The organism is Corynebacterium spheniscorum, from assembly GCF_900113445.1.
Lineage (GTDB): Bacteria > Actinomycetota > Actinomycetes > Mycobacteriales > Mycobacteriaceae > Corynebacterium > Corynebacterium spheniscorum.
Window position 1 is genome coordinate 68278 of the sequence record NZ_FOPJ01000001.1, and the last position, 25724, is coordinate 94001.

Genomic DNA, 25724 nt, shown 5'->3' on the forward strand with positions numbered 1-25724 from the left:
CACAACGAATTAAGTTGGGGTAACAACCGTGGCACAAGAAGTGCTTAAGGATCTCAAAAAGGTCCGCAATATCGGCATCATGGCCCACATCGATGCTGGTAAAACGACCACCACTGAACGCATCCTGTTCTATACCGGCATCAACCGTAAGGTCGGCGAGACCCACGATGGTGCCTCGACCACCGACTGGATGGAACAGGAAAAGGAACGCGGCATCACCATTACCTCTGCCGCGGTGACCTGCTTCTGGAACGGTAACCAGATCAACATCATCGACACCCCCGGCCACGTCGACTTCACCGTCGAAGTTGAGCGCTCCCTGCGCGTGCTCGATGGCGCCGTTGCCGTCTTCGACGGCAAGGAAGGTGTGGAGCCGCAGTCCGAGCAGGTGTGGCGTCAGGCCGCCAAGTACGACGTCCCGCGTATTTGCTTCGTCAACAAGATGGACAAGCTCGGCGCGGACTTCTACTACACCGTGCAGACCATCATCGATCGCCTCGGCGCCAAGCCGCTGGTTCTCCAGCTGCCCATCGGTGCCGAAGACGACTTCGATGGCGTTGTTGACCTCGTGGAAATGAAGGCCATCACCTGGCGCGGCAAGGTCGACACGGGCGCCGAGCCCACCATCGAAGAAATCCCGGCTGATCTGCAGGACAAGGCCGCCGAGTACCGCGAGAAGCTGCTCGAAACTGTCGCCGAGTCCTCCGAAGAGCTCATGGACAAGTACTTCGGTGGCGAAGAACTCTCCATCGAGGAAATCAAGGCTGCGATCCGCCAGCTGACCGTTAACTCCGAGGTTTACCCCGTGCTTTGCGGTACCGCCTACCGCAACAAGGGCGTTCAGCCGTTGCTCGACGCCGTGGTTGATTACCTGCCGAACCCCCTGGACATCGGCGAAGTTCACGGCCACGCCGTGGGTGATGAGTCCACCGAGATCGCCCGCAAGCCCTCCGTGGATGAGCCTTTCTCCGCACTGGCCTTCAAGATCGCCGTGCACCCCTTCTTCGGCAAGCTGACCTTCGTCCGCGTGTACTCTGGCCGCGTTGAGCCGGGCTCCCAGGTGACCAACTCCACCAAGGGCAAGAAGGAACGCGTTGGCAAGCTCTTCCAGATGCACGCTAATAAGGAAAACCCGGTTGATGAGGCCCTCGCCGGCAATATCTACGCCTTCATTGGTCTGAAGGACACCACCACCGGTGATACCCTCTGCGATGCTGCTAACCCCATCATCCTGGAGTCCATGGACTTCCCGGATCCGGTGATCCAGGTGGCCATCGAGCCCAAGACCAAGTCCGACCAGGAGAAGCTGGGTACCGCCATTCAAAAGCTGGCGGAAGAAGACCCGACCTTCACCGTGCACCTGGATGAAGAATCCGGGCAGACCGTCATCGGCGGTATGGGCGAGCTGCACCTCGACGTGCTGGTTGACCGCATGCGCCGTGAGTTCAAGGTTGAGGCAAACGTGGGTGCCCCGCAGGTGGCCTACCGCGAAACCATTCGCAAGCCGGTCGAGAAGCTGGAATACACCCACAAGAAGCAGACTGGTGGTTCCGGTCAGTTCGCAAAGGTCATCATCTCCCTGGAGCCCTACGCTCCGAATGCCGACGAACTGGAAGAGGGCGAGTCCCCGATCTACAAGTTCGAGAACGCCGTCACCGGTGGCCGCGTGCCGAAGGAATACATTCCTTCCGTCGACGCCGGTATTCAGGACGCCATGCAGTACGGCTACCTCGCCGGTTACCCGCTGGTGAATGTCAAGGCCACCCTGCTTGATGGTCAGTACCACGAAGTGGACTCCTCCGAAATGGCCTTCAAGATCGCCGGTTCCCAGGCGCTGAAGGAAGCCGTCGCCAAGGCCAAGCCGGTTCTGCTGGAGCCGGTCATGTCCGTGGAAATCACCACCCCTGAGGAATACATGGGTGAAGTGATTGGCGACGTCAACTCCCGCCGTGGCCAGGTCAACGCCATGGAAGATCGCGCCGGCGCCAAGCTGGTTAAGGCCAAGGTTCCGCTGTCTGAGATGTTCGGCTACGTTGGCGACCTGCGTTCCAAGACCCAGGGCCGCGCCAACTACTCCATGGTCTTCGACTCCTACGCTGAGGTTCCTTCCTCCGTTTCCGCCGAGATCATTGCTGAGCGCACCGGTAAGTAAAATCTTTTAAAAAGATGTAGCTTTACCCGAGAACAGCCCCCTGGACCTCCCGCACAGCGCGGGGAGGGTTTCAGGGGGCTTTCTCTATGCCGCACGTGGCTTCTTTGTGGGGCGCGGATGCGCCGGGGAGAGTGGGGCTTTGTTGCGGCCCTAGCGCTCGCCTATAGCGCTCTGAGGGGCTTGTAGGGGGCTTGTGTGGCGTGTTGTTGGGCGTGCGTTGCGGGGCGCATGGCGTAGCGTTTCGGTGCCGAACGTGACTTTTATTACCGCGTAGGCTGAGTGCGTAAAACGCCACACCTGTCGGGGAGCGTAGGGAAGCTGTGTTTCTTGGGCTTGGGCTGCGACTTTAAGGATTAACGGGGGACCCTAGTGGGGGGATCGTGGGTCTTCTTGATTGAGTTTCTTATTGGCCGCGCTGACCTGCAGTTTTATGGGGGCGGGTGGGGTAGTGGATGCAGTGTTTGAACCGAAGTGCGTCTATGCTGGAGCGGAGATGTGCTTTTGGTGTGCCCGCAGTTTGAAAAAACGGCGTTGTAAATCTAGGATCATGTCGCTGGCACATTGTGCAACTATCATTGGTTGTGTTCGACCTGAAGATCATGTGCCAATGATGACTGTCAATCATATGTGGCTGCGAAAGTCGTAGCCACCACGAAGTCCAGGAGGACATACAGTGGCAAAGGCTAAGTTCGAGCGTACTAAGCCGCACGTAAACATCGGCACCATCGGTCACGTTGACCACGGTAAGACCACCACCACGGCGGCCATTACCAAGGTGCTTGCTGATACTTACCCGGAACTGAACCAGGCTTTCGCCTTCGACGCCATTGATAAGGCGCCTGAGGAGAAGGAACGTGGCATCACCATCAACATCTCCCACGTGGAGTACCAGACCGAGAAGCGCCACTACGCACACGTTGACGCTCCCGGCCACGCCGACTACATCAAGAACATGATTACCGGCGCCGCTCAGATGGACGGTGCAATCCTCGTGGTTGCCGCCACTGACGGTCCGATGCCGCAGACCCGTGAGCACGTGCTGCTGGCTCGCCAGGTTGGTGTTCCTTACATCCTCGTCGCCCTCAACAAGTGCGACATGGTCGACGATGAAGAAATCATCGAGCTCGTTGAGATGGAAATCCGCGAACTGCTCGGCGAGCAGGACTACGACGAGGACGCCCCGATCGTCCACATCTCCGCTCTGAAGGCCCTCGAAGGTGACCCGAAGTGGACCGAGTCCATCGTCGAACTGATGAAGGCTTGCGATGAGTCCATCCCGGATCCGGAGCGCGAGACCGACAAGCCCTTCCTGATGCCCATCGAGGACATCTTCACCATTACCGGTCGCGGCACCGTGGTCACCGGTCGTGTCGAGCGTGGCAAGCTGAACGTCAACGAAGATGTCGAGATCATCGGCATCAAGGAGAAGGCTCAGACCACCACCGTTACCGGCATCGAAATGTTCCGCAAGCTGCTGGACTACACCGAAGCTGGCGACAACTGCGGTCTGCTCCTCCGCGGCATCAAGCGCGAAGACGTTGAGCGTGGCCAGGTTGTTTGTAAGCCGGGCGCCTACACCCCTCACACCAGCTTCGAGGGTTCTGTCTACGTCCTGTCCAAGGACGAAGGCGGCCGCCACACCCCGTTCTTCAACAACTACCGTCCGCAGTTCTACTTCCGCACCACCGACGTTACCGGTGTTGTGACCCTGCCTGAGGGCACCGAGATGGTTATGCCCGGCGACAACGTTGAGATGTCCGTCGAGCTCATCCAGCCCGTCGCCATGGACGAAGGCCTGCGCTTCGCTATCCGCGAAGGCTCCCGCACCGTCGGCGCCGGCCGCGTTACCAAGATCATCAAGTAATCACTTGAAGATTCTTTCGACGCGTCTCGCTGACTAAAGCTAGACCTAACGCTCCCAGCCTCCCTCTACCGCTTCTTAGCGGTGGGTGGGAGGCTGTTGGCGTTTCGGGGGCCGGGGGTGGTGGGACCGGCGTTACGAGTTTGTTTAAGATATTGCGATGCTCCCACAGCGCAGCCAAGTACCCCAGTAGAGGTTCCAGCTATTTAAAAGGCAGAGGGGACTAAGGCACTTGGGTGCCATATGCGGTTTGTGTGCCTTCCTATCGGATCTACCTCTGGTGCCATCTCCTGGTAGTGCGCCGAAGTGGGCGCGGGGAGGAGCGCTGCCGTTGTTAGCTCTCCGCGGCTATTGATGCTTGCTCTGTCCCTCTAAGGAGCTACCTCAGGTGCTTAAGCTGCGACGCCCACGCTGCCAAGCCGAAGCATATTTCAGGATTCTATGGGCATGCGCCAGGAGAGAGGAAGCACGTCCCATCGGGCGGCCGCACATCATCATCGTGGGCATCGTGTGTGCCGGAGGAAGCATAATTTCGCCGTAGCTCCCGACCAACCAATGCTTGATCGGGCGCTGTCTTCTTCCGGTTGCTTCTGGATGTTGTGAACACTGGCGACAACCGTTTGAGGCTACAGGAAGGGGCACTATCCCCTCAACCTCAACGGTATGTAAACATGGGTACAATGAGGCGTTTATTCGTACTACCTAAAATGTCCGATTTTAGTGGTACCTATGATTAATATAAGAGTTAGGTGTCCCCACTTGAACGCTATGTTTCCGCTGTTGAAATAGGGGATCAGAAGTGATTATTAAGGACGGATGCCGAAATAGTCTTAACTAAAACTCAGTTTGGACCCTGTTGGATTGTGGGTTTGTATGGCTTTAAAGGTGCTACCGTTACTATGCTTTCTATCATAGTTTAAGTTAGTTTTAAGCAAGCAACTACCAAGCTTGACGTGCATTTATAGGAAAACTTAAGGGAACGGGCACCTCAACCCGGTTGCCACGGGCTGTCAACTGGCTACGGCTTTCACTGTTAACACTGCTAGCATTCGGCTGTCCATCCATGTTGGCTATGTGGAACTGGTGAAAGATCGCACCCCTTGGTGTCGGTTGTTCAACAATTTCTGTTTATTCCCACACTTAAAACACAGTCGTTTTAGTCTGAGGGAACTAAATTCCCACATTCTTGACGTCGACATGATTATTAAGCAGTAACCAGGAAGGGTGTGAAGGTGGCGCGACAGGAATCTGACTCCGCTCAACCGGGACACCGCCTCTCTAGAGCGCGAGATAGTGCTTCGCTTCGTTCTATTTTTGGCTCAGTAAAAAAACCCTTAGGACTATTGGCCGTCTGCGCCTTGGCCTTGAATTTACCTTTGGCTCAAGCCCAAGATGTTGTCGATGACACTGTGATTTCTCAGCCCGCGGAAGAACCAACCGCTGCGACCGCAGGGGATGACCTCGGACTCCCTGCGGAGATCGAGGAGCTTCTTCGCGACCCCGAAACCGCCGAGCCCGAATCCAGCGATGAAGGGTTAGCATCCGAGTTGGATGAAGATGCGGTAGCTCCTCGTACCTTCGCGGAACGTTCCGCCGGGGTTCGCTCCCTAAATCCCGGTGTCACCGTGGATAACTCCTCGGAACGCTGGAAGGTTACCAAACATTGGGATGGCGGCAGTACTGGCTCTAACCCAGGCCGCTTCTTGAGCGCGCACTTCGCATATGCCCCGGGCTTTTGGGATGGTTCCTGGATTCAAGCTGTCGATGCTTATGGTCGCCCAAACCTGGGTTTGGAGCTTGGCCCGCTAGATAGTCCTTATTACATTAATACCGATGACACCAGCGTCTGGTCTGCGGATTGCCCACAGACCGTTGCAAACGGTACCTGTACATTTTCGCGGATAGATGATCCCACGAAAAAGGTGGTATTCACATTCGATGGCAACCGTGGGGCTTATAGTCCCGGCGGATTCACGGTCACCGTCGAAGGTTTTGAGGATGGCATCGTCGATGTTTATGAGCCGGTGACGCTTCGACTGCGTTGGGATAGCGACAAAGGTGTCAGTTGGTATGACGCTTCGAAGGTTTCTGACTCGACCTTTGATTTCGAGGACGTTCCACGGTTACCTCATGCTCCGACCTCGGCTCCTGGTCGAATTGCCCAAGCCTACCTAGTCCGAGGCAAGCCCTCCACTGCACCGTCGGTGCTGTACCGCACCGCGCTGGATGGTTCAGGTCTGAAGGAAATTGGTTCGGATGCTCACTGGGTCTACAACGCTCTGGCATACGATGACATCACCCACCAGTTAGTGGCAATTTCTCAGAAGCCGGAAACTGGGTATGAAACTCAATACCCTGCAGGGCATCTATTGTCTATTGACCCAGAGACCGGCAAGGTTACTGATCGTGGCCAGCTTCAGGGCATTAAAGATGACGACGTCAAGGGCGGCATCAACACCGGTACTATGACGCTGGATGGCGAGTACTGGGTTGCTAATGCTTCGGTATCCGGTACCGGAACCCTATATAGTGTTCCGCTCGCAGAGGGGCGACCTGCGGTTGCCCGCACGGTCACCTTAAAGAGGGGCAGTGGCTACACCCTGTCAAAAGCACGCCCGAATTCGAATGACTACACATATGTTCTCGGTGCCAAAGGTGAATATGCCTATGGCATGGTTAACCAGCTGAGGTCAAATGGGGTATCCACGCCGACACTCGAGCGGATTACCCTCGATGGTCCCAATGCTGGCAGGATCGACTGGTTTGACCTCTCGGACCTGAGCACCCCAGCCGGCAATAAGATGCCGACCGGTCCCGGTGCTATCTACGGTAGTGCCTGGACTGAACCTAATGGCAACCTCGTGTTCGCCACCAACCGTGCAACCGATCCTTTCAAGCCTCACGCAGCGGCATTCCAATTGGAGATCGCTGATCCAGACAATCTGCAATCGCTTGATTCCATCAAACTTGTCAGTGTGTCGCCGATCCCGACCTCGGAAAACAACGACGCAACCTCTTATCGCCCGGATCATAAATCTGATCTCAGTGTGGCTAAGACGGGCTTCGATAACGCCGTTCTGATTAGTGATAATGATGCGAAGTCTTATCTCTGGCGTATCCGCGTTAAAAATGAGGAACCCGCTGGCGGTATGCCCTCTTCCGGTTTCATCTTGACGGATACGCTGCCGGTACAGCAGGACGCGAGTGGAGCCTGGTATTCCCCCTTCAAGAACCTCCGCGTAGTTGATGGAAAAGCACTAGAAGAACTGCGCCAAGAGCTGATTGCCCAGCATGGAGGCGATGAAATTGCTGTTAGTGAAGCAATCAAGGCTGAGCTCAAGAAGGTTCCGTTAGCGGAGCGTTTGGATCCGACTACCCCTGACCCCGCAGTTGATCCCAACAACGGTCTTGTCCTGCCCGGTATGACTCCGCGCCACATTACTTGTGAAGTGGGGCAAAAACCGGACAAGGGTCATCCAGAAATTGATGTTCCCGCATTCACCTGTAACGCTGGTCCGCTTGAGCCGCAAGCCTCCAAAGAGGTGATCGTTGTCGCGGATCTTGTGGGTGCTGGTGAACTCCCTGGCATCTCTGACCCCGCTTGTGGGACTAACACCGCATCGGTTAATGGTCTTGAGCCGGATCCCAACCCCGGGAACAACCAGGACACTGCGGAATGCCCGAACGAGAGTATCGCGCTAGTGAAGCGCCCTGCCGCGGATCAAGATCCCGATGTTCCTGGTGATCAGCCTCAAGCCACCGTCTACGAAGAGAACGGCCAAAAGAAGGCTCGGGTGCGTTATGAAATCTTCATCAAGAATAACGGCAATAAGGCAGGGCCGATTACCAGTCAGATCGTTGACACCCTACGCATCCCAGCAGGGGTGAAAGTGGAAAACTCCACGGCAAAGATTCGTGGCGAAGACACGCTGCTAGACGCAACGCTCGATCCAGACACCAAAGCATTGATGATTCCGGTCTCTGCTGTCGGCGAAATTCCGGCGAAAGGCGAGAAGATCATTGAACTCGAGGTCTTCCTAATCCTCGAAGACTCGGCTCTCAGTGTTGAAAACATGGAGAAACTTGAATGCGCTTCGGCTACCCCGGAGAACCTAGAGAACCCCAAGGGTGCTCTTAACGCTGTGAGGATGGAGGGTGAAAAAGATCCGCCTTACGGCACCAAAAATAATAATGCCTGCGTAACGATCGTGAACCCGAGCGCTGCTATCAGTAAATCGCCATCCCCAGGCGAAGCAGTTGAGATGAACGGGAATGGGGAAGCGGACCTTACTTATACCGTTACTGTGACGAATAGTGGCGGTCCCGGATCACCCGCAGTGACCGTCCCGAACCTCTTTGAACAGGTCGAACTGCCGGATACTTTGCAGACGCGCGGCGACATCTACATTGAGGCACCGGCCACCACTGGTGCATCAATTGGGGAGCTCACCGCAGCCATTCCTGCGGCCGAATGGGTTGCAGGAAAGAAGCTCACGATCGCTAAGGAGGTCGTGGTTGATGCTGGAGTGTCCCAAGAAATTCGCATCACGGTGCCGGTGAAACTCAAGGCAAACGTTCCGGCGGAAAAACGTCGCGAACTGGAGACTTGTGAAGCAGCCGAAGGTGGAGCATTTACAGGTGGTGTGCCCAATAGCGTGTCCATGGATATCCCAGACGTTGATGGGGCCGAAAATAACCACGCATGTATCCCGCTTAAACCAGCCGAACCGGTCGCGATCTTCCTTCAGAAGGTCAGTTATGTTTCCGGCGATGGCGTGGTCCCCCAACCACTGACCGGCGCGGAATTCCGGATCGAACCCTCAGACAATAGTGGCGTCGCCATTGTGCCAGTCGCAGGGGAGGGTGGACGTTTCACAGCAACTTTGAAGCCTGGTTCCTACTCCTTGGTAGAGACCAAGGCACCAGAAGGTGGTTATCAGCTACTGCCTGGCAAAGTCCCCTTCAAGCTGGTTAAAGACGCTCAGGGAACTCGCCTGGAGTTCCAGGAACCTTATAGTTCCCCGCTAATCAGCTTCGTGAACGACACCGTCGAAGCCGGGGGAACAACCCCCACGGTTGGGATCCAGATCGCCGATGTCCAAACCGGCGAACTTCCCAAGACCGGCCCCGCTAATCCGATTATGTGGGTCAGCCTTTCACTCACGTTGGGCCTGGGAATGCTGGTTCTGAATCTCAGTGATATCCGACGGAATCGTCGCCGCTCATAGACAGGAAGGTACAAGCATGACGCGACCGCGTTGGCTAATTAAGCCCCGCCCTCGATAGTGCGCGGCTTTCCTGAAAAACACGTACTACCCGTATTTGTTCATAGTTCCCATTGGGTTATTTACCGAGGACGTCTCGGTTCCCTTGGACCGCCTCATATAGGAGATCTTTCTTCATGACTACACGTTTCACTCGCTCCACGCTGGCTCTGAGCGGTATCTTCGCGCTCTCTCTCACCATGGCCGCGCCGACTGTTTTCGCTCAGGAAGAAGCTAGCACCACCGCTGAAGCTGCACAGGCCCACCTCATCAACCCTGCGGCTACGGGTTCGATCGTCGTTCACAAGTACCTGTACGACAACCCCACTACCGCTGGTACCGGTAACCCCGACGATGCCGTTCCAGCCGATGCGACGCCTTTGGGTAACGTTCCCTTCACCATCAAGAAGGTCACGCTGACGAACCCCCTCAACACCCCAGATGGTTTCGCTGAAGCTGCGAAGCTTACCGCGGATACCGCTCCCGTTGATGACGATTCCAAAGTCACCATGAAAACCGGCCCCGACGGCGTAGCAACCTTCAGTGATCTCGCCGTTGGCGTGTATCTGGTGTCGGAAGATGCAGTGGACAGCTCGACTGTCACCGGACTTGAAGAAGGCAAGCAGATCACCCCGGCTGCACCCTTCTTGGTCTTCGTTCCGATGACCAACCCCAAGGACCGCAGCAGCTGGAATTACGACGTCAATGTCTTCCCGAAGAACTCCCAAACTGGGGCGACTAAGGAAGTGGAGGATGCTGGCGCTAACGCGGGCGATGAGGTGACCTGGACCATTAAGGGTGATATCCCGGTGCCGGGTGCTGATAAAACCCTGTCCAAGTATGTGGTTAACGATAATCTTGACGCCAGCAAAGTCGAGAAGCCCACCGTCGTTGTGGAAGGCCTCAATATCAGTCCGGCTTTGACAGAGAACACCGATTACACCGTTACCATCACTGAAGGTGAAGAATATCAGGTTTCTGTGGAATTCACCGAGGTTGGTTTGAAGAAGCTTGCCGCCGCGAAGAATACGGAGATCACAGGTAATAATGTGCCAGCTCCGCAGGTGCAGGTGAAGATCACCGCCAAGGTTCTCCCTTTGGGGGAAGATGGCATGCCATTGCTTGAAAACAAAGCAACCGTGGTCAGCAACAATGGTTCGACCGAACATGACACCACCACCAACACCGACACGGTGAAGTCCTACTTCGGCAAGGTCAAGGTGAACAAGGTCGACGAGGCGAATAAGCCTTTGTCCGGCGCCAAATTCCAAGTGTTCCAATGCACCGGTGCCGCTGAGGATCCGACGCTTGAGGGTGAATCTCTCACTGTGAATGGCGTCAGCGAGTGGACCACCGACGATCAGGGCACCTTCACCATTGATGCTCTGCACGTAACCGACTTCGCTGACAACGAAGAGCTTGTTGACCGTAGCCACTATTGCCTGGTGGAAACTGAAGCGCCGATGGGTTACGAGCTACTGACCAAACCGGTTCAGTTCGAACTAACCCGCGCGGATCTGGGTTATGGCGAAGGTGAAGCCACCCCTGTCAACCTGAAGACCCTGGCTAATATCACCAACGTCGAGTCCACCTCCCCGAACCTCCCGCTTACTGGTGGCCCCGGCATCATTGCCTTGGTCCTAGCTGGCTTGGCTCTCATCGGTGGCGGCGCTTGGTATGGTCTGCGCAGCAGCCATAAGGCCTAAGCCTCGTCAACATCTTCTGAGTGGAACTGCCCTCTGAAGTGTCCGCCGGCACCTAGAGCAAGCCCTCAGAAGTTACCGGGCAGTGCACTACCTTCCTCACCTACAGCCCCAGGCTCTGCTAGGTGAGGAAGTGGCACGCAGCTACCTCGATTCTGCGAGGTAGCTCGCGTGAGGGAAATCGTCAGTTATTATCCGATTTCCTTGACGGAGTTATCCCGCTATTCCTGTTTTAGATTTTGCTGAGTACCTCAGCATGATTACCGCAATGTGTTTGGAGAAAACGTATGGGCTCGCCTAGTTCCATGGCATTAGCCGAGCGGAACGGTCCCGAGCGCAACTCGCACGAGGACCGTCGGTCCGCTGCGAAAATAGCAGACAAGCGCCGAAAAATTATCACTCTGGTGCTCGTCTCACTTGGTTTTCTGGCATTGCTTTACCCCGTAGTGTCTACCCAGTTCAATAACCAACGTCAGGCGGCTATTGCTGCTCGCTATGACGAAGTATTGAAAGAAGTACCTCAGGAAGTACGCTCCGAGACGTTGGAGCGCGCCCGTGAATACAACCGAAACGACTTGCACAGCGGGCCGATTTTAGACCCGTGGCTTGCAAGGATCACGCCGGATAATACGGATTATCAACAGTACCTGGGGCAATTGAATGCAGCCGAAGCTATGGTACGACTCCGCATCCCCGATATTGGCGTGGATTTACCTGTCATGCATGGAACTGCGCCGCATACGCTCGAACACGGGGTTGGTCACCTCTTCGGCTCGGCTTTGCCGGTCGGAGGTGAAGGTACGCATTCGGTACTAACCGGGCACACCGGTCTTGCCAACGCCACCCTCTTCGATAATGTGTCGAAGCTGAATGAGGGGGAGGCCTTCTACATCCAGGTCATGGGGGAGACGTTGAAATACGAGATCGACCAGGTAAAAGTCGTCCGTCCAGACGAGACAGATGATTTGCGCCCCGTCGCTGGGCGAGACCTCGTGACCTTGGTGACGTGTACCCCCTATGGCATCAACACTCACCGTCTACTGGTGCGTGGTACGCGTGTTCCCCTCGAAAAGGAAGATACCCAACGCATCGAAGAAGCTAAGGCCAGCGTGTGGCAATGGTGGATGACCGCGATCTTGGTTGCAATCATTGTGCTCTTGATCCTCTTAGCTTGGCTCTTCGCGCGGGCTTGGCGGCCCAAGACAGAAGAAGACAACGAAGTCGTGGATCAAGCGAATGGATCCGGCTACCCGAGCGAGCATTTTGCTCACGATGATGAGGAGAATCTCAATGGCTAATCACCGCGATACTCATTGGGGGCTCTCCAAGCGAGTGCTCCTCGCTTCCGTGGCTGCTGCCACCCTGGGTTGTGCTTCGACCGTAGTACTGCCAGAAAGTGTTTCTGGGCCCATCAGCGTTAGAGCTGAAGCGAAAACAGTTTTTGGGAACACTGATGATCTGGATATTTCCGTGATCGATGCGAATCGATTGGTGCATGTCACTTTCACACTTACCGGAGATAATCCCTACGACGATGTGGAGCCGGAGGAATTGCCTCCAGCCCCGCTTAGTGGTTACCAGATCACGGTAACCCAGATCTTGGGTTTTGATCCTCGTAACCCAGTTGATCGGCTGCGCGCTGACGCTATTACTCCTGAGGGGGCTCGACTCATGCCGCACGGAGTCACTGCCTCCGCGATGACTGATGAGCATGGTTTCGCAAAAATTTCGGATCTCCCCATTGGGTTGTATTTAGTCGAAACTGTTGCCCCTCAAGGGGACCCGACCCATAAGTACAAGAAGCTTGAACCTTTCCTCGTAATGTTGCCAACGGGTGGTATTGAGGGTTGGGACTATGTTCCGATCCTTTCTCTGAAAGAAACCCCCGATGATCCGCCCGTCATCCCCACTTTCCCGACTACTCCGCCTCAGCCTTCGCAGCCTCCTACCCCCGGGGACCCAGAGCAGCCAGGCGGACCGGACAAGGGGACCCCACATAATGATCTTCCCGGAGTACTCAAACGTTTGCCGATGACCGGTGCTCAGGTGATAGCTACCTTTGTGGCTTCACTGTGCTTCATCGCTGCCGGCGCCGTTTTCCTCTTCTTCGGAATGCGACGTCGCCAGCGCAACCAGGATCACTAGGAGGAACACCACTTCATCTCTCGGACGGCCCCGTCACCTTGGCAAGGAGACGGGGCAGCGGCGTGTCCAAACCCGCAGCGCTCAACCTGAAAATCTCGATCGGGTAATAGCGACTAGCTTCCCCGTCGGCCCAGCGCAAGACTGATGCTCTTATTCTCTCTGACAGAGCCTCAATCTTTGCGCTAGCTATTCCTAGGGTTAGATAAACATTACTGATTCCCATTCAATGATTAAGCAGGTCAAAGCCCTGCGCATGGTTAAAACGCGGGGATTAATCCTGTGCTCGCTCTAGCGCGAACAGACGAGCGGGGGTAGCGATTTTAGAGACAGCATCCTCCATTAGTGCGATCTCTAACCATGGAAAATGGGTTATGACATGCTCAAAGCTGCGAACAGCGTGTTTTCTGCAGCGGAAATGCGGTGTATAAACCGGTGGGAGATTCATAAGGGTTGCTTGATTAGCTTTAGCACTAATGCAACAGTGGTTGTGTAAGTAGTCCCATTTTGGTCGTTAGAAATCACAATAATGAATTCTTCGAAGGATGCGGGATAAACAACCACGGAAGGTGTAAAGGTGCCTCAAGCGGACGACGCTGGACACCGTGCCAAGCTACATAGCTACAGCCATGCACAGACGCCGTTCGCGCGCGTCCTCATTATTATTCTCGGCTTCATCGCAATCTGCGCACTGCTTTTCGCGCTCCCACTCGCGAAGGCCCAGGATCTGCCAAATGAGAGCGGCCATGGAACTCCTGCGGTAGAGGCCTCTTTCCCCACCAGTGCTGGGGATTCACAAGTTCCTACTCCGGAGAGCACGCCCCATCAGCCAGTCCATTCGGAAATAGAAAACCCGGATCAGCCGGATGCCGAAGAGGATTCTACTGATCTACCTGCACAGCTAGGCACTGAACCTGCCGGAGCGTTTCGTTCGGGCGGCTCCTTGAAGATCAAGCAATGCTCTCCGAGCGCCGCTGATCATTATTATGTGGGGGACACAATTAGCCTCGCTGACGCGCAAGAGCGCTTCATTGCTAGCGCGAACTGGGATAGGTCCTTGAGTCAGCTAGAAAAAACGGCTTTCAACTATTCGGTGGGCAAGGGGAATTGGTCTACACAACTTGGACGTGCAGCAAAGCTGGAGAAAGGGCTTAATCCCGCGACTGGCAAGCCCTATTTTGGTATCGAGATCGGAGACCCTGCTGACGCCTATTACCTCAACAGCGATAATGCCGACTGGGTGGTGGATACCTGTCCGGGCGACGGGAGCCCTTGTGTCTTAAAGAATGCCGACGATCCTACAAAGAAAATCAAGTTCATCAGCCCTGCGAAAAACGAAACTATCCTTGGTGGTTCAGGCCACTTCGCAGTCGAATTCGTAGGCTTTTATCAGCTGATCGACCAGGGCGATCTCATCCAGTGGAAATTCCAATTCGACGCCAATAAACCAGTGGGGAACGCCAACGCTGATCGCATTGTGTGTCCGGAGACCGACTGGCCAGAAGAGGAAGGTGGAACTACAGCACCCCAATTCGCTCCTGTTCCCACTCCTGACCTGGAACTCACCAAGAAGCCACGCTTCGGAAAACTCCTGCGCGATGCTAACAACAAAGCAACTGTCGTATGGGAACTCAAGGTCACTAACAAAGGTCTTGGGAAATCCTTAGGCTTCCAACTCGAAGACAAGTTAGCATCCGATGCTTTTGAAAATGTGCGCGTTCTGGATGCCAATAAGATCAGCGCCGATGACGCAACTGCGGAAGATCAGATCAGCTCGCCGCCTGCAGGCTCAGACCTGACCCAGCCGGAACCCGGACGGGGCATGGATTGCTCGATTAGCGCCGCAAATGCTGTTTCCTGTACTGCTGAGGCCTTCGAAGAAGGTGAATCCAAGACAGTACTCGTGGTGGCTGATATTGTCTCCGGGCAGCAGTGCCCAGCTAATACAGCCGGCATTACCCCAGTAAATGAGGACCCGAATTCTTCCAATAACACTGCAACCTCGGACTGCCCGAGTGAGAGTATTGCGCTAGAAAAAGCTCCCGCCGCTGACCAGAATCCAGCGAAACCGGGTGATCAAGCGCATCCTCTTATCTCCTTCGATGCCACCGGTGGTACAGCTTCTCTTTATTATGAGATCAGGGTAAAAAACGCGCTGGATGTCGAATCTGAAATACCGAATGACATTATCGATACCCTAAAACTTCCAGCGGGCGTGGAAGTTAGTGGTGGAGCAGTAAGCATTGAAGGAACCGAACTCACAGGTGTGAGCGTGGGCGGCACGACGACTATTCCGCGCAGCGAAGTCGGAACAATCCCCGCCGCAGGTGAAAAGACCCTTCTTCTTCGCGCCGACATTAAAGCACCGCTCAGTGCCTGGGACGAAGCTGCCCCACAGGCCGCGCTCACCTGCGCGGAATCGCTGCCCACGGATGACAGCGGCACCGCCGGTGTACTCAACACCGTATCGATGCTCGACGAAGAAGACGGGACTACCCCAGAATCAAATAATCACGCTTGTCTTTCCCTAGATGCCGATGTTTCCATCGAAAAGACGCCACAGCCCGGAGAAGGCATAAAAGTCGATGCCAAAGGTGATGCCCAACTTCATTACACGGTGACCGTGCACAACAACTCCGCAGACACCGCAGTCAGCGTTTCCAATCTTGTGGATAAAGTCAGTGTTCCAAACGGGCTGAGCATCAGCGGTGATGTCACTATCGATGCCGACGCTGTTGACGGCAGCGTGGTTAATGGTCTCAGTGCTTCCTACCCAGCAGATGCCTGGGTAGATGGTGCCTCCTTAGCTTTGTTTAAGAGCCTCGAACTTGGTCCTGGTGTATCACAGACTTTCGAGATCACCGTTCCGGTGCACCTGGACTCCTTAGCCACAGCTGAAGCGAAAGAAGTTCTCACTACCTGCACATTCATCGATGACGATGCTGGGTTCGAGGGTGGTGTCCCAAACACGGTGCACATGGATGGGCCAGACAATGATGGTGCAACCAATAACCATGCATGCATTCCCATCCTGCCCCCGGACCCGGCAACGGTCAGCCTCAAAACCGTAGCTTATGACGCCCAGAACCAGACCGTCACCGATAATTCCCTCTCCGGTGCTGCCTTCAATGTGCAGCCGATTGATGAATCTGGTACACCCATCGGTGAAGCTATCCCCATGACTGGTGGATCTGATGGGAGCCCCTTCAACTTCCAGCTAGAGCCTGGCCGATATCGCTTAATCCAAACTCAAGCACCCTCTGGTGGCTACCAACTGCTCCCCAACGCCGCGAACTTCAGCGTGACCCAAGGGGAACAAGGCTACGAGATCCAATCAGTTGATGCCACGACCTCCCCCTTGGTGTTCTTCGAAAAGGACCCCGAAACTCAGGCGTTAATGATCACAGTCGCTGATGTCCGCAGTGGTGTTCTACCCAAGACCGGGCCAGAGAATCAAATGGTGTGGATTGCGCTATCACTCATGGTCGCTATCGGGGTAGTGCTTCTCAATATCCACGATGGTGCTCGCTATCGACTTAAGGCAGGTGAGTGATTATGCCCCTTTATTGGCAGATCAAGCCTCGTCCTAGCTAAGAGAGCAGGCTAATCCCGCATCAGTTGTCCTCCTTCGGCCGATCGAATACAACCGCACATCATATTGATTGCTGAGCTTTCAATCAGCGCATGAACCTCTTCAGGAGAAACCCCCATGACAAAACATCGTTCCCAACCAGTTTTCGCCATCGTCGGTGCACTGGCCCTCGCCTTGGGCGGAGTGATCCCCGCAACCGCGCCGAACGCGGCCGCAGTTGTCGTTAATCCCGCACCCACCTCGGAGCAACCGGCGCCGCCTGCCCCCGAACTCCCGGCGTCGCTCATCGACCCAGCCAAGACGGGTTCGCTCACCATCCATAAATACCTCTCGGATAAAGCCACCGAGGTAGGTACCGGTAATGAACAAAGCCCTATTCCCGGACAACCTATGGATGGGGTTTCCTTCACGGTGCAACGAGTGGACGCTGATCTCACTACCGATGAAGGTTGGGCGAATGCCGTTGCATTAACTCCGGATACAGCTAACCCCACCGGCAAGCCCGAAAAGAAGACTACTGCCGGAGGTGTAGCGACTTTCAGTGAGTTGCCAGTCGGGGTCTATCTTGTGACTGAAGATAGCCCGCCACAGGGGAGTCCGGGCCAAGAATCTTTGGTCCCATCAGCTCCTTTCCTGGTGTTCATCCCGATGACTAACCCGGATGACACATCGCAGTGGAACTACGACATTCATGTGTATCCCAAGAACTCTAAGATCGGGATTACCAAATCCGTCGAGGACGCCGGGAAACACGTGGGTGATAAGTTGACCTGGACAATCACTGCCGATATTCCCGTACCGACCTACACTCGCGAAACCGCGACCACCAGCAGTGGCGAAGGTGAGGAAACCACTACCACCACAGACACTGTCGATCCTTTGACCAAGTACGTCATCAGCGACCCAGTCCCGAGTGACCGCGTTAAGGTTTCTGCCGAGGACGTGACAGTCACTGCTCCTAAAGTGGAAGGACTCGCCCCAGCTGACTACACAGTGACTGTGGACCCTAATACCAGTGAAGTCACAGTAACTTTCGGACCGAGTGGTCTGCAGAAGCTTGCAGAAGCGCGCCATGCTGCAGCTGAAAACGGCGAGGTGGGTGAGGAAGCTCCACAGGTTATTGTCACCATCGATGCCGAGATCCTCGAAGTCGGGGAGACAAGCGGGATGACCTTCAACGAAGCAACCTTGAACACCAAGACCAGCGCTGACCCAGACGTCGAAGATATCGAGGTGAAATCTGACGAGGTGGTAACTCAGCACCGCACAGTGACGATCGACAAGCACGAGAAGGGCAATCCAGACACGAAACTCGAGGGAGCAGAGTTCGAACTATACGTCTGCGATGCTGATGCACAGCTGGGCGAGAAGATTGAGGCAGGGAACAACCCAGACGCTCCTGGTGAGAAATTCTCCTCTTGGACCACCGGTGCTGATGGCACGGTAACCATCGATGGCTTGCATGTCACCGATTTCGCGGATAACGCATACCTGGAAGAAGAGGACCAAAAGTATTGCTTGGTCGAAACCAAAGCTCCAGAAGGGTATGAGCTTCGGACTCAACCTGTGCCCTTCGAGCTTCCGTCTCTCTCTGAGGGAGTGGAGGACCCACATGTGGTCAGTGTTGCCAATATCAAGTCCGTCTCCCCGAACCTGCCGCTTACTGGTGGGCCCGGCATCATCGCTTTGGTGCTCGCTGGTTTGGCCCTCATTGGTGGCGGCGCTTGGTACGGCCTACGTAGCTCCCGTCGGTCCTAGGACCTAACCTGTTTCGCCCCACGCTCTTAAAGCCCGTCTAGAAAACCATTAGTTGGAAGTTGAACGCTATGCGGGGGATCGCACCATAACCGCGACCCCCCAAAAGCTTCCGATTCCCACTACACCACTAGACGCCGTCCATGAGTGTGAGGTGAGCAGCTGAGTTACTCACATCCCACAGGGCGTGAGTAGCTGAGCTACTCATCTCATTGAGGGCCTGCACCTCAGCAAAAAGCTAGAGAAAGATGACTATTCGGTGATCCCTCCTTCGCATCCAGCCAACGATCAGACACCGGAGTTTTCTCCGGGGTCCGGTTCGCTTGCTGCCATGCCTGATAAGCCGAAGGAATCAGAGACCAAGAGAAAAGTCATCACTCTGCTTCTCATCCTGACCGGATTTCTCGCTCTGCTTTACCCAGTATTATCCACCCACTTCAACAATGTGAAACAAGTCGAAGTGGCTCGACAATATGGTGAAACTCTAGAAACTGTGCCTGAAGAGCAACGCTCGGCTGAATTAGAGCGCGCTAACGCTTTCAATCAAACTCAGCAAGATGGTCCTATCCTGGATCCTTGGTTAGCGCGCATCACCCCTGATAATGCGCAGTACCGCGAGTACCTAGAGCAGCTCAATGTTGCCCAGGCGATGGCGCGTCTGCGTATTCCGGCGATCCAGGTTGATCTCCCTGTTTTCCACGGCACCGATATGGATACCTTGAGTCGCGGTGTTGGGCATCTCTTCGGATCTGCCTTACCAACTGGGGGAGTGGGTAACCATACCGTCTTAACCGGGCACACCGGTCTGGCAACCGCCACGCTTTTCGACAACCTCAACAAAGTCGAAGAAGACGACGCCTTCTACATCCAAGTGATGAACGAGATGCTGAAATACGAGGTCGATCAAATCAAGGTTGTTCGCCCCGAAGAAACCGATGATCTTCTCCGCGTTCCGGATAAAGACTATCTAACCCTCATTACCTGCACCCCATATGGCATTAATACCCACCGCCTGCTGGTACGTGGAGTACGCGTACCGCTAGACGAAGCGGAAAAAGTTGAAGTTGAAGGCAGCCAAGCATCTATTTGGCAATGGTGGATGGTCGCCATCCTGGTCGCCGTGGTGGTCATACTGCTCGCCTTATTGTGGATTTTTTATCGGGCTCGTCGCCGACAACATACCGCGCTAATTTCTGTTGAGCCGGAAAAGGACAATCATGAAGCCCACTAACGCTCACCAACACCGCCACCGGTTCTCACGCCGAGCGTCCGCCCGCACCGCGGTCTGGCACCGTGCTGCTGCCAGCCTGCTTTCCGCCACCTTGCTAGCCACGGGACCTGCCCTCTTATTTCAGAGCGGAATCATGGAAAATTCCGCGACCGCCACCGCAGACGCTAGAACAGTATTCGGCAACACCGATGACCTAGATATCGGCACCATTAACAACGAGCATCTCGTTGACGTCACCTTCACCCTGACCGGGGAAAACCCCTATGACGACACCCCAGCCGATGAACTCCCGCCAGCTCAATTAGCCGGCTATAAAATCACCGTCACCGAGATTCTCGGCTTCGATCCGCGTAATGCCCAAGATCGTCAGCGAGCAGATCTGCTGACCCCAGAAGGTGCCCGCTTGTTGCAACATGGCATCTCTCACAGCGCACTCACTGACGCATCCGGGATCGCCAAAATCTCCGGGCTCACCCCAGGGCTTTATCTCGTTGATGTCGAAGCACCTCAAGCTGAACCGAGTCACAAATACAAATCCTTTGACCCCTTCTTGCTGATGCTGCCCACCGGTGGGGTAGGGGGCTGGGACTATGTCCCCATCATTGCGCTCAAAGAACACCCGGATGATCCACCGCTGAGCTCAATTCCCATCCCTGTGCCCACTCCGAGTTACACCATCACCCCGCCGGCCCCCAGTGACCCTGGTGCCACCCCGCAGCCCACTCCGAAACCGGGAATCCCGGGAATCATCGAGCGTCTCCCCATGACCGGCGCTCAAATCATCAGTGTGTTACTGGCCTCGCTCTGCTTCATCGGTGCTGGTGCGGTACTGCTCTTCTTCGGCCGTCGCCGTCGCCAAGAAGAATCCTAAGACACGGAGTTTCTCTCACGGTTAACCCCGCACAAGTCTCCTCGCAGAGCTTCCCCCGCACAAGCCTCCCCGCAGTGGCGCACCTCGCGCAGGGGCTCCCCTCGCAAGCCGCACTACGCCCACTCAACACCCCCCACCACCTCCCCCACATATAATCTGCGGTTATGTTCGAAGCTGACCCTTGGCGCATCCCGCCTATCATGGCGGCACTCAGGGACACCTGGGAAGCCCAACCCGAACTAAGCTTCGCGGAGCTCCTCGACGTGCTCCACAACCATGGGCTGAACTGGTCCACTAGTGATGAAGAGTTCAGCACATTACTCAACCACCTCAACGCCGCACACCCCGCACACCTACCGCGGGACAACGCCCACGCCACAGGCAGCTACCTACTGCGCACCACGCAACCGGATTTTCTGGTCACAGTGCACCCCACCCGCGTCATCTTGCGTCTTACCACCTCCCCTGAAACCCGCCCCGGCGTGTGGAGCTACCACAGCATCGAACGCGCCAGCGTCGCCGAACCGCTAGTCATCCGCGACACTGCTGAAGTTCAACACCACCTCGGGGTAATCCAATCCATTCGCGCCATCACCGTCCCGAGCCTTCCGCTTCGTAAAGGCGGCTACCTCCATTGCCGCGATATCACTACCCGTGAGCACACCTGGCTCCTGCGTTTCCCAGAAGCCATTATGTTGCTCGGCACGCATATTGATCTGTGGCGCATCCACCGCCGCACCACCGAGTACCAGCATTTCCGTTGGCAACGCCTCAGTGGCCTGCAGCACCCTCACGCTGACTGCATCGTCGATGAGCACATGAATGTGGGGCCTCTCCAAGAATCCCTTCTAGTAGAAGCCCCACTCCCGCACATTCGCAGTTTGAGCACTCTAAAATGACCGCACGCTTAGCGCGATTGCACTGCCGCCAAGTGAATCAAGAAGGTGCTATCTACATCTAGGTCCTTCACTGCGACCCGGAAGAGCCGCTCAGTTTCCTCCACTTCAGCGCGCAAACCATCAATGTCTACATTCGGTAAAGCATCAATAGTGAAGGTCACGGTCGGCCGCTGGCGATCCATCGCCACCTTCTGCGCCACCTTCTCCACCCGCGGGCTGCGCTCCATATACTCGGCCGCGGCGTGCGCAATCGGCGCCACGCTTAGCTCAATGGTGCCCTTATCGGAGGAAACTTCCGAACGCATCCGCGAGAAGCGCCGCGGACTCAGGTTCGCCACAATCAGCGCAATTCCCGCCAATGCGGCAATCACCATGCCAGCACCCACCGCCCAGGGATACCAACTCTGCGCCGTAGCCTCTGACCAGGGCACTTCCACCACGCGGTCGGCTAACCATTGTGCATGCGCCTCATCAAAGTACAAGGCCACTGCCCACACCCCGCCGGCAATCAGGATCAAGCCGACTAAGAAAATAATGATGCGGTCAATCGCAGCTAAAGAGCGACTCATGAGTGCACCTCTCCGCGCGGGCGTACCCGCACCTTCACCTCGGGCGCGGGGTCCAGCTCGCGGGCAATCCCCGTTACCGCCTGTTCCACTCGTGCCCCTAATTGTTCATCCTCAGCATCGCCAGTGATGCTCACATTCACGGTCTTCTTCGTCGCATGACTGTGCGCCGTCGAGACCCCCGCCACCCGCGAAGCAGTGGCCGTTGCCTTGCGCGCAATATCCACCGGACGCATCCACAAAGACACCGTCGAGCGCAGCTGATGGTGCGTTGCCTTCCGCGGCTTCAGCGCCAAAATCACCATGATGACTCCCACCACCACAGACACAATTCCAGCCGGCAACATCCACGGCTCATAGGTGGCATTACTCAGCAGATCAAGCACCTGCGGCACAGCCAGCGCCGGACGATTCCCGTTCAACCACAAGTCACGGCCCAACACAATCGCCAAACTAATCAGCAATAACCCCAGGACAATCACCAGCCAGCGGGCAGCTGGCGAAGCTTTGGGTTCCTGCCCAAGGTGCTTATCGAGACCCGCGGGTGCGGTGCGCAGCTCCGACTCATGTTCAATGGTTTCCGGTATGCCGCGCGTGATGTCTTCGGTTTTCTCCTCGCTCATCGCAGGCCTCCTTTCTGCTTCCCCGGTTGCACCGCGGGGTCATGAGCAGGGCTAAGCGGATGCAAGGGGACCACGCGAACAGGTTTTAAAGGCAACTCCGGGGCAGTGCGGATCGGCCGCAACGTCGGGGTACTGGTCGAGGTACTGATCTGCCGCAAAGTCGGGGCAGCCGGAGTTTCGGGCACATACACTCGCGCCATCGGCACCTTCACCGGGGTTATCGGTGGATGCAGATTGGTATTAGCCAAAGTCTCAGCACTAAGCGGCGGGCGGGAGCTTAAGGAACTGCGCTGCTGGTTATCCACCACCGCGGTCCCCACCACCACATTCACGCGGGTGCAATACAAGCCCGTTACATCCTCTACCCATTGAATAATGGTGTCACGCACCGCGGTCGCCACATCAGCAGCGGGGGAGGGCCAGGTCACCGCAATATGTGCCTCCACGCTCACCGAGCCTGCTTCCGTGCTTCCCGGGGTGGTGGGCTCTAGGAGCACATCAAAGCGCGGGTAGGAGCGCGAGAGTCTTTCCAAACTACGGGTCACCCGCGCAGTACCCGGGACACTCGCACAGGCGGCCTCCACAATGCGGGTTACTGCGCGCTCGCTAATATGCACGCGGCCTTCAACCGTGCGATCCGGTGTAGTTTCTAGCGCCTTAGCCGGATCCAGGGATGCAATATCCGCGTCATCGCTAATCGCAGGTAGCGGTTTATTTTCGGTGCGGGTGGTGGTGGAGTCGCTCATCCTCGACCTCCGCGACCGAGCGCGCCCACCAGGGCTCGAAGGTCAATGCGGTGGTCAAAGTGGGCGCCTAGAACTCCACCAACAAAGGAGAAGATCAAGGCCATGAGGAATCCGTAGATACCACCGAAAATCGCAGCGAAGGCCAAGGCGAGACCCACCGCGATCCCGATGAGGGTGTAGTGCGTACTCATAGTGTTACTCCCAAAAGAGTGCGTGAAAGAAGAAGAATCAAAGGGAATGCGGGGTGGTGTGAAGATGAGGTGGGAAAATTACTGTTCTTTCCCTGGCACAGCTGCATCAGCAAAAACCACGTCGATGGGTAGCTCTGTGCACCCAACCGAACGAACACTGCCGCGGATCGCTTCCGCAATATCCGCCAGCATCGGCTTTTCTCTCGCGCCCGCCGCGGCACCGAGGTCCACACTCACATGCACTGCTAAGCGTGGCTCCTCGGATCCGATGGTTGAGACCCGCAATCCGGGTATTCGCGCGCCGGGATAGAGCAGTGCCACTTCCCCAAAAGATCCGGAGCTTAAATCCGCAACACCTGGGGTGGCGCGCACAGCTGCCACAATCTCCCGGGCTTGCTCAAGAGGAACCGGATCGTACCGCAGATGGGTGAATACTTCAGGGGTGGCTGCCATAGGTATTACTGAACTCGCGCCTGGGTGGGCTGCTCAATAGCGGCCTGCACATCATCATCGTCATCGCCCAAGTCCAGATGGACATCGTGGACGGTCACATTAACCTCGGTTACTTCCAGGCCGGTCATGCGCTCAATGGAGTTGATGATATTGCGGCGGATGGCTTCTGCCAGCTCATGGATGGCCACACCGTATTCGGCAACGATGGCCACATCCACAGCAGCCTGGCTTTCGCCAACCTCCACGGAAACACCCTGCTGGACATTGGTGTTCTGGCCAACGAAGGATTCGCGGATCGCACCAACCATGCGGGCAGCATTGCCGCCAAGGGCGTGCACACCAGAAACTTCACGGGCAGCCAGGCCGGCGATCTTGGAGACCACCACATCTTCAATGGTGGTGGTGCCATGGGAGGTATGCAGCTTGGTGTTGCGCACCGGCTTTGCAGGCGCATTCTCGGCAGCCTGAGTGGCGGGGGTGTTCTCGGTGTTCTTCTGGATGGTCTTGTCGTCGTTCTTATTCTCTGACATGAGTTAGAGACACGTCCTTTTCTTTTTGGATACTGATTGAGCTGAATAGCTAGCAGCTGGTGAGCATGAAGCTAGGCGAGCCTATTCCTATAGCTTATCCAGGATTCCTTATACATGTCGTGTGAGTGCTGCCACGCAGTTGTACAGCTGCACATCTCAGCGCCCGCATCTTCGCAGCACACCCGCTTCAGGTGATTCCCCTTACACCCCTGGCGCCCCAGTTTGAAACTACCTGCTTACTCATGCTTTAATAGCCGGGTTGCTTTGACACGGCGTAAGCGCCTCTGCCTTCAGTTCGAAGGTGGTGCGGAGATGCTGCGTCGCTGGCGGAGTAAACATGACACTTCGTCTGGATTGGACGCACGAGCGTGAAGTTCGTGAAGTGATCCAGGGAAGGATCTGCTCGCGATGCGCAGGCCAATCTTCACTTAAAGATTATTAGCCTCGTCCGGGAGCAGAAACCCTGAATGAAGAGCATGGCAAATAAACAGCGGCAGTAGGCTTAGGGCCTTCCTTTCACGCTTAACTTCCCTGCGGACTCCTTTTTGTACGGGACGCAGAAAGTTGAGAGACAAGGGGAAGAATCACCCTGAACTTATGTTTTGGCAGCACAGCGTGCATAACGCAGGTGGCAGGCCATTAACGAGCGCAATGTTTATTTGACGCGCTCGTCATGAGATCTCGCGATCTGCAAGTCAAAACAACTACAGGAACTGGCGTTGCTTACCCCATGGCTTTCACTCCAGGGAAACAACGACATAGAGAAAACACAGAAGCGATTCCCACCGCTCCAGCAATGTGATGTGGGACAAGCGAGGAAGAGGATAAGCGTGGCGGGACAAAAGATCCGCATTCGGCTCAAGGCCTACGACCACGAGGCGATCGATGCGTCTGCACGTAAGATCGTCGAGACCGTGACCCGTACGGGTGCACGCGTCGTGGGTCCGGTGCCGTTGCCCACCGAAAAGAACGTGTACGCCGTTATTCGTTCTCCCCACAAGTACAAGGACTCTCGCGAGCACTTCGAGATGCGCACCCATAAGCGCCTCATCGACATCCTCGACCCGACGCCGAAGACGGTTGATGCCCTTATGCGCATCGACCTTCCGGCCAGCGTCGACGTGAATATTCAGTGATCGACGGAA

19 protein-coding genes are annotated in these 25724 nt (G+C 55.9%); 12 read left to right on the forward strand and 7 right to left on the reverse strand.

What is annotated here, in order from left to right:
• The first annotated feature begins 28 nt into the window (after positions 1 to 28).
• The 6 genes from fusA to BMZ01_RS00350 all read left to right on the forward strand — a co-directional run bounded on the left by fusA (position 29) and on the right by BMZ01_RS00350 (position 13125).
• Positions 29 to 2152 carry an elongation factor G gene (fusA, locus tag BMZ01_RS00325; RefSeq protein ID WP_092283268.1) on the forward strand — a complete coding sequence of 708 codons (2124 nt, stop codon included), beginning with the start codon at positions 29 to 31 and terminating at the stop codon, positions 2150 to 2152.
• A 673-nt stretch (positions 2153 to 2825) separates the two neighbouring features.
• On the forward strand, positions 2826 to 4016 hold the full coding sequence (gene tuf, locus BMZ01_RS00330; protein WP_092283270.1) for an elongation factor Tu: 1191 nt from the start codon (positions 2826 to 2828) through the stop codon (positions 4014 to 4016).
• Positions 4017 to 5356: 1340 nt separating this feature from the next.
• Positions 5357 to 9241: a DUF6923 family protein gene (locus tag BMZ01_RS00335; RefSeq protein WP_092283272.1), complete on the forward strand. Its 3885-nt coding sequence runs from the start codon at positions 5357 to 5359 to the stop codon at positions 9239 to 9241.
• A gap of 173 nt (positions 9242 to 9414) precedes the next feature.
• Positions 9415 to 10983 carry a SpaH/EbpB family LPXTG-anchored major pilin gene (locus BMZ01_RS00340; RefSeq protein ID WP_092283274.1) on the forward strand — a complete coding sequence of 523 codons (1569 nt, stop codon included), beginning with the start codon at positions 9415 to 9417 and terminating at the stop codon, positions 10981 to 10983.
• Positions 10984 to 11285: 302 nt separating this feature from the next.
• Positions 11286 to 12278 carry a class C sortase gene (locus BMZ01_RS00345; RefSeq protein WP_092283724.1) on the forward strand — a complete coding sequence of 331 codons (993 nt, stop codon included), beginning with the start codon at positions 11286 to 11288 and terminating at the stop codon, positions 12276 to 12278.
• The gene (locus BMZ01_RS00350) at positions 12271 to 13125 is read left to right on the forward strand and encodes an isopeptide-forming domain-containing protein (RefSeq protein WP_092283276.1); all 855 of its coding nucleotides are present in this window, start codon (positions 12271 to 12273) and stop codon (positions 13123 to 13125) included. The genes BMZ01_RS00345 and BMZ01_RS00350 overlap by 8 nt, the downstream gene beginning before the upstream one ends.
• 610 nt (positions 13126 to 13735) lie before the next feature.
• Here BMZ01_RS00350 and BMZ01_RS11425 read toward each other — a convergent pair.
• Positions 13736 to 13870: a hypothetical protein gene (locus BMZ01_RS11425; RefSeq protein ID WP_263364345.1), complete on the reverse strand. Its 135-nt coding sequence runs from the start codon at positions 13868 to 13870 to the stop codon at positions 13736 to 13738.
• Positions 13871 to 14179: 309 nt separating this feature from the next.
• On the opposite strand from BMZ01_RS11425, the gene BMZ01_RS00355 reads away from it, so the two are divergent.
• The 5 genes from BMZ01_RS00355 (at position 14180) to BMZ01_RS00375 (ending at position 21470) form a co-directional block, all read left to right on the forward strand.
• Positions 14180 to 16675 (forward strand): DUF11 domain-containing protein, encoded by a 2496-nt coding sequence (locus BMZ01_RS00355; RefSeq protein WP_143067414.1) that lies wholly within the window; start codon positions 14180 to 14182, stop codon positions 16673 to 16675.
• 156 nt (positions 16676 to 16831) lie between these two features.
• Positions 16832 to 18472, forward strand: coding sequence for a SpaH/EbpB family LPXTG-anchored major pilin (locus tag BMZ01_RS00360; RefSeq protein WP_092283281.1), 1641 nt, complete (start codon positions 16832 to 16834; stop codon positions 18470 to 18472).
• Positions 18473 to 18800: 328 nt separating this feature from the next.
• Complete coding sequence (locus tag BMZ01_RS00365; protein WP_092283726.1) at positions 18801 to 19700, forward strand: class C sortase; 900 nt, start codon at positions 18801 to 18803, stop codon at positions 19698 to 19700.
• Positions 19687 to 20571, forward strand: a complete 885-nt coding sequence (locus tag BMZ01_RS00370; RefSeq protein WP_092283283.1) for an LPXTG cell wall anchor domain-containing protein — start codon at positions 19687 to 19689, stop codon at positions 20569 to 20571. Before BMZ01_RS00365 ends, BMZ01_RS00370 begins: the two co-directional genes overlap by 14 nt.
• A gap of 164 nt (positions 20572 to 20735) precedes the next feature.
• The gene (locus tag BMZ01_RS00375) at positions 20736 to 21470 is read left to right on the forward strand and encodes a hypothetical protein (protein ID WP_092283285.1); all 735 of its coding nucleotides are present in this window, start codon (positions 20736 to 20738) and stop codon (positions 21468 to 21470) included.
• A gap of 8 nt (positions 21471 to 21478) precedes the next feature.
• Here BMZ01_RS00375 and amaP read toward each other — a convergent pair whose 3' ends face one another.
• The 6 genes from amaP to BMZ01_RS00405 all read right to left on the reverse strand — a co-directional run bounded on the left by amaP (position 21479) and on the right by BMZ01_RS00405 (position 24579).
• The gene (amaP, locus tag BMZ01_RS00380; RefSeq protein WP_092283287.1) at positions 21479 to 22039 is read right to left on the reverse strand and encodes an alkaline shock response membrane anchor protein AmaP; all 561 of its coding nucleotides are present in this window, start codon (positions 22037 to 22039) and stop codon (positions 21479 to 21481) included.
• On the reverse strand, positions 22036 to 22659 hold the full coding sequence (locus BMZ01_RS00385) for a DUF6286 domain-containing protein (protein ID WP_092283289.1): 624 nt from the start codon (positions 22657 to 22659) through the stop codon (positions 22036 to 22038). The genes amaP and BMZ01_RS00385 overlap by 4 nt, the downstream gene beginning before the upstream one ends.
• Entirely contained in the window at positions 22656 to 23405 is a 750-nt protein-coding gene (locus BMZ01_RS00390; RefSeq protein WP_092283291.1) for an Asp23/Gls24 family envelope stress response protein, read from the reverse strand. Before BMZ01_RS00390 ends, BMZ01_RS00385 begins: the two co-directional genes overlap by 4 nt.
• Positions 23402 to 23596, reverse strand: coding sequence for a hypothetical protein (locus BMZ01_RS00395; RefSeq protein WP_092283293.1), 195 nt, complete (start codon positions 23594 to 23596; stop codon positions 23402 to 23404). Before BMZ01_RS00395 ends, BMZ01_RS00390 begins: the two co-directional genes overlap by 4 nt.
• Positions 23597 to 23674: 78 nt before the next feature.
• Positions 23675 to 24049: a hypothetical protein gene (locus BMZ01_RS00400; protein WP_223845831.1), complete on the reverse strand. Its 375-nt coding sequence runs from the start codon at positions 24047 to 24049 to the stop codon at positions 23675 to 23677.
• Positions 24050 to 24054: 5 nt separating this feature from the next.
• Positions 24055 to 24579 (reverse strand): Asp23/Gls24 family envelope stress response protein, encoded by a 525-nt coding sequence (locus tag BMZ01_RS00405; protein ID WP_092283295.1) that lies wholly within the window; start codon positions 24577 to 24579, stop codon positions 24055 to 24057.
• Between the two features lie 830 nt (positions 24580 to 25409).
• Here BMZ01_RS00405 and rpsJ point away from each other — a divergent pair.
• On the forward strand, positions 25410 to 25715 hold the full coding sequence (gene rpsJ / locus BMZ01_RS00410; RefSeq protein ID WP_003854291.1) for a 30S ribosomal protein S10: 306 nt from the start codon (positions 25410 to 25412) through the stop codon (positions 25713 to 25715).
• The last annotated feature ends 9 nt before the right edge of the window (positions 25716 to 25724 follow it).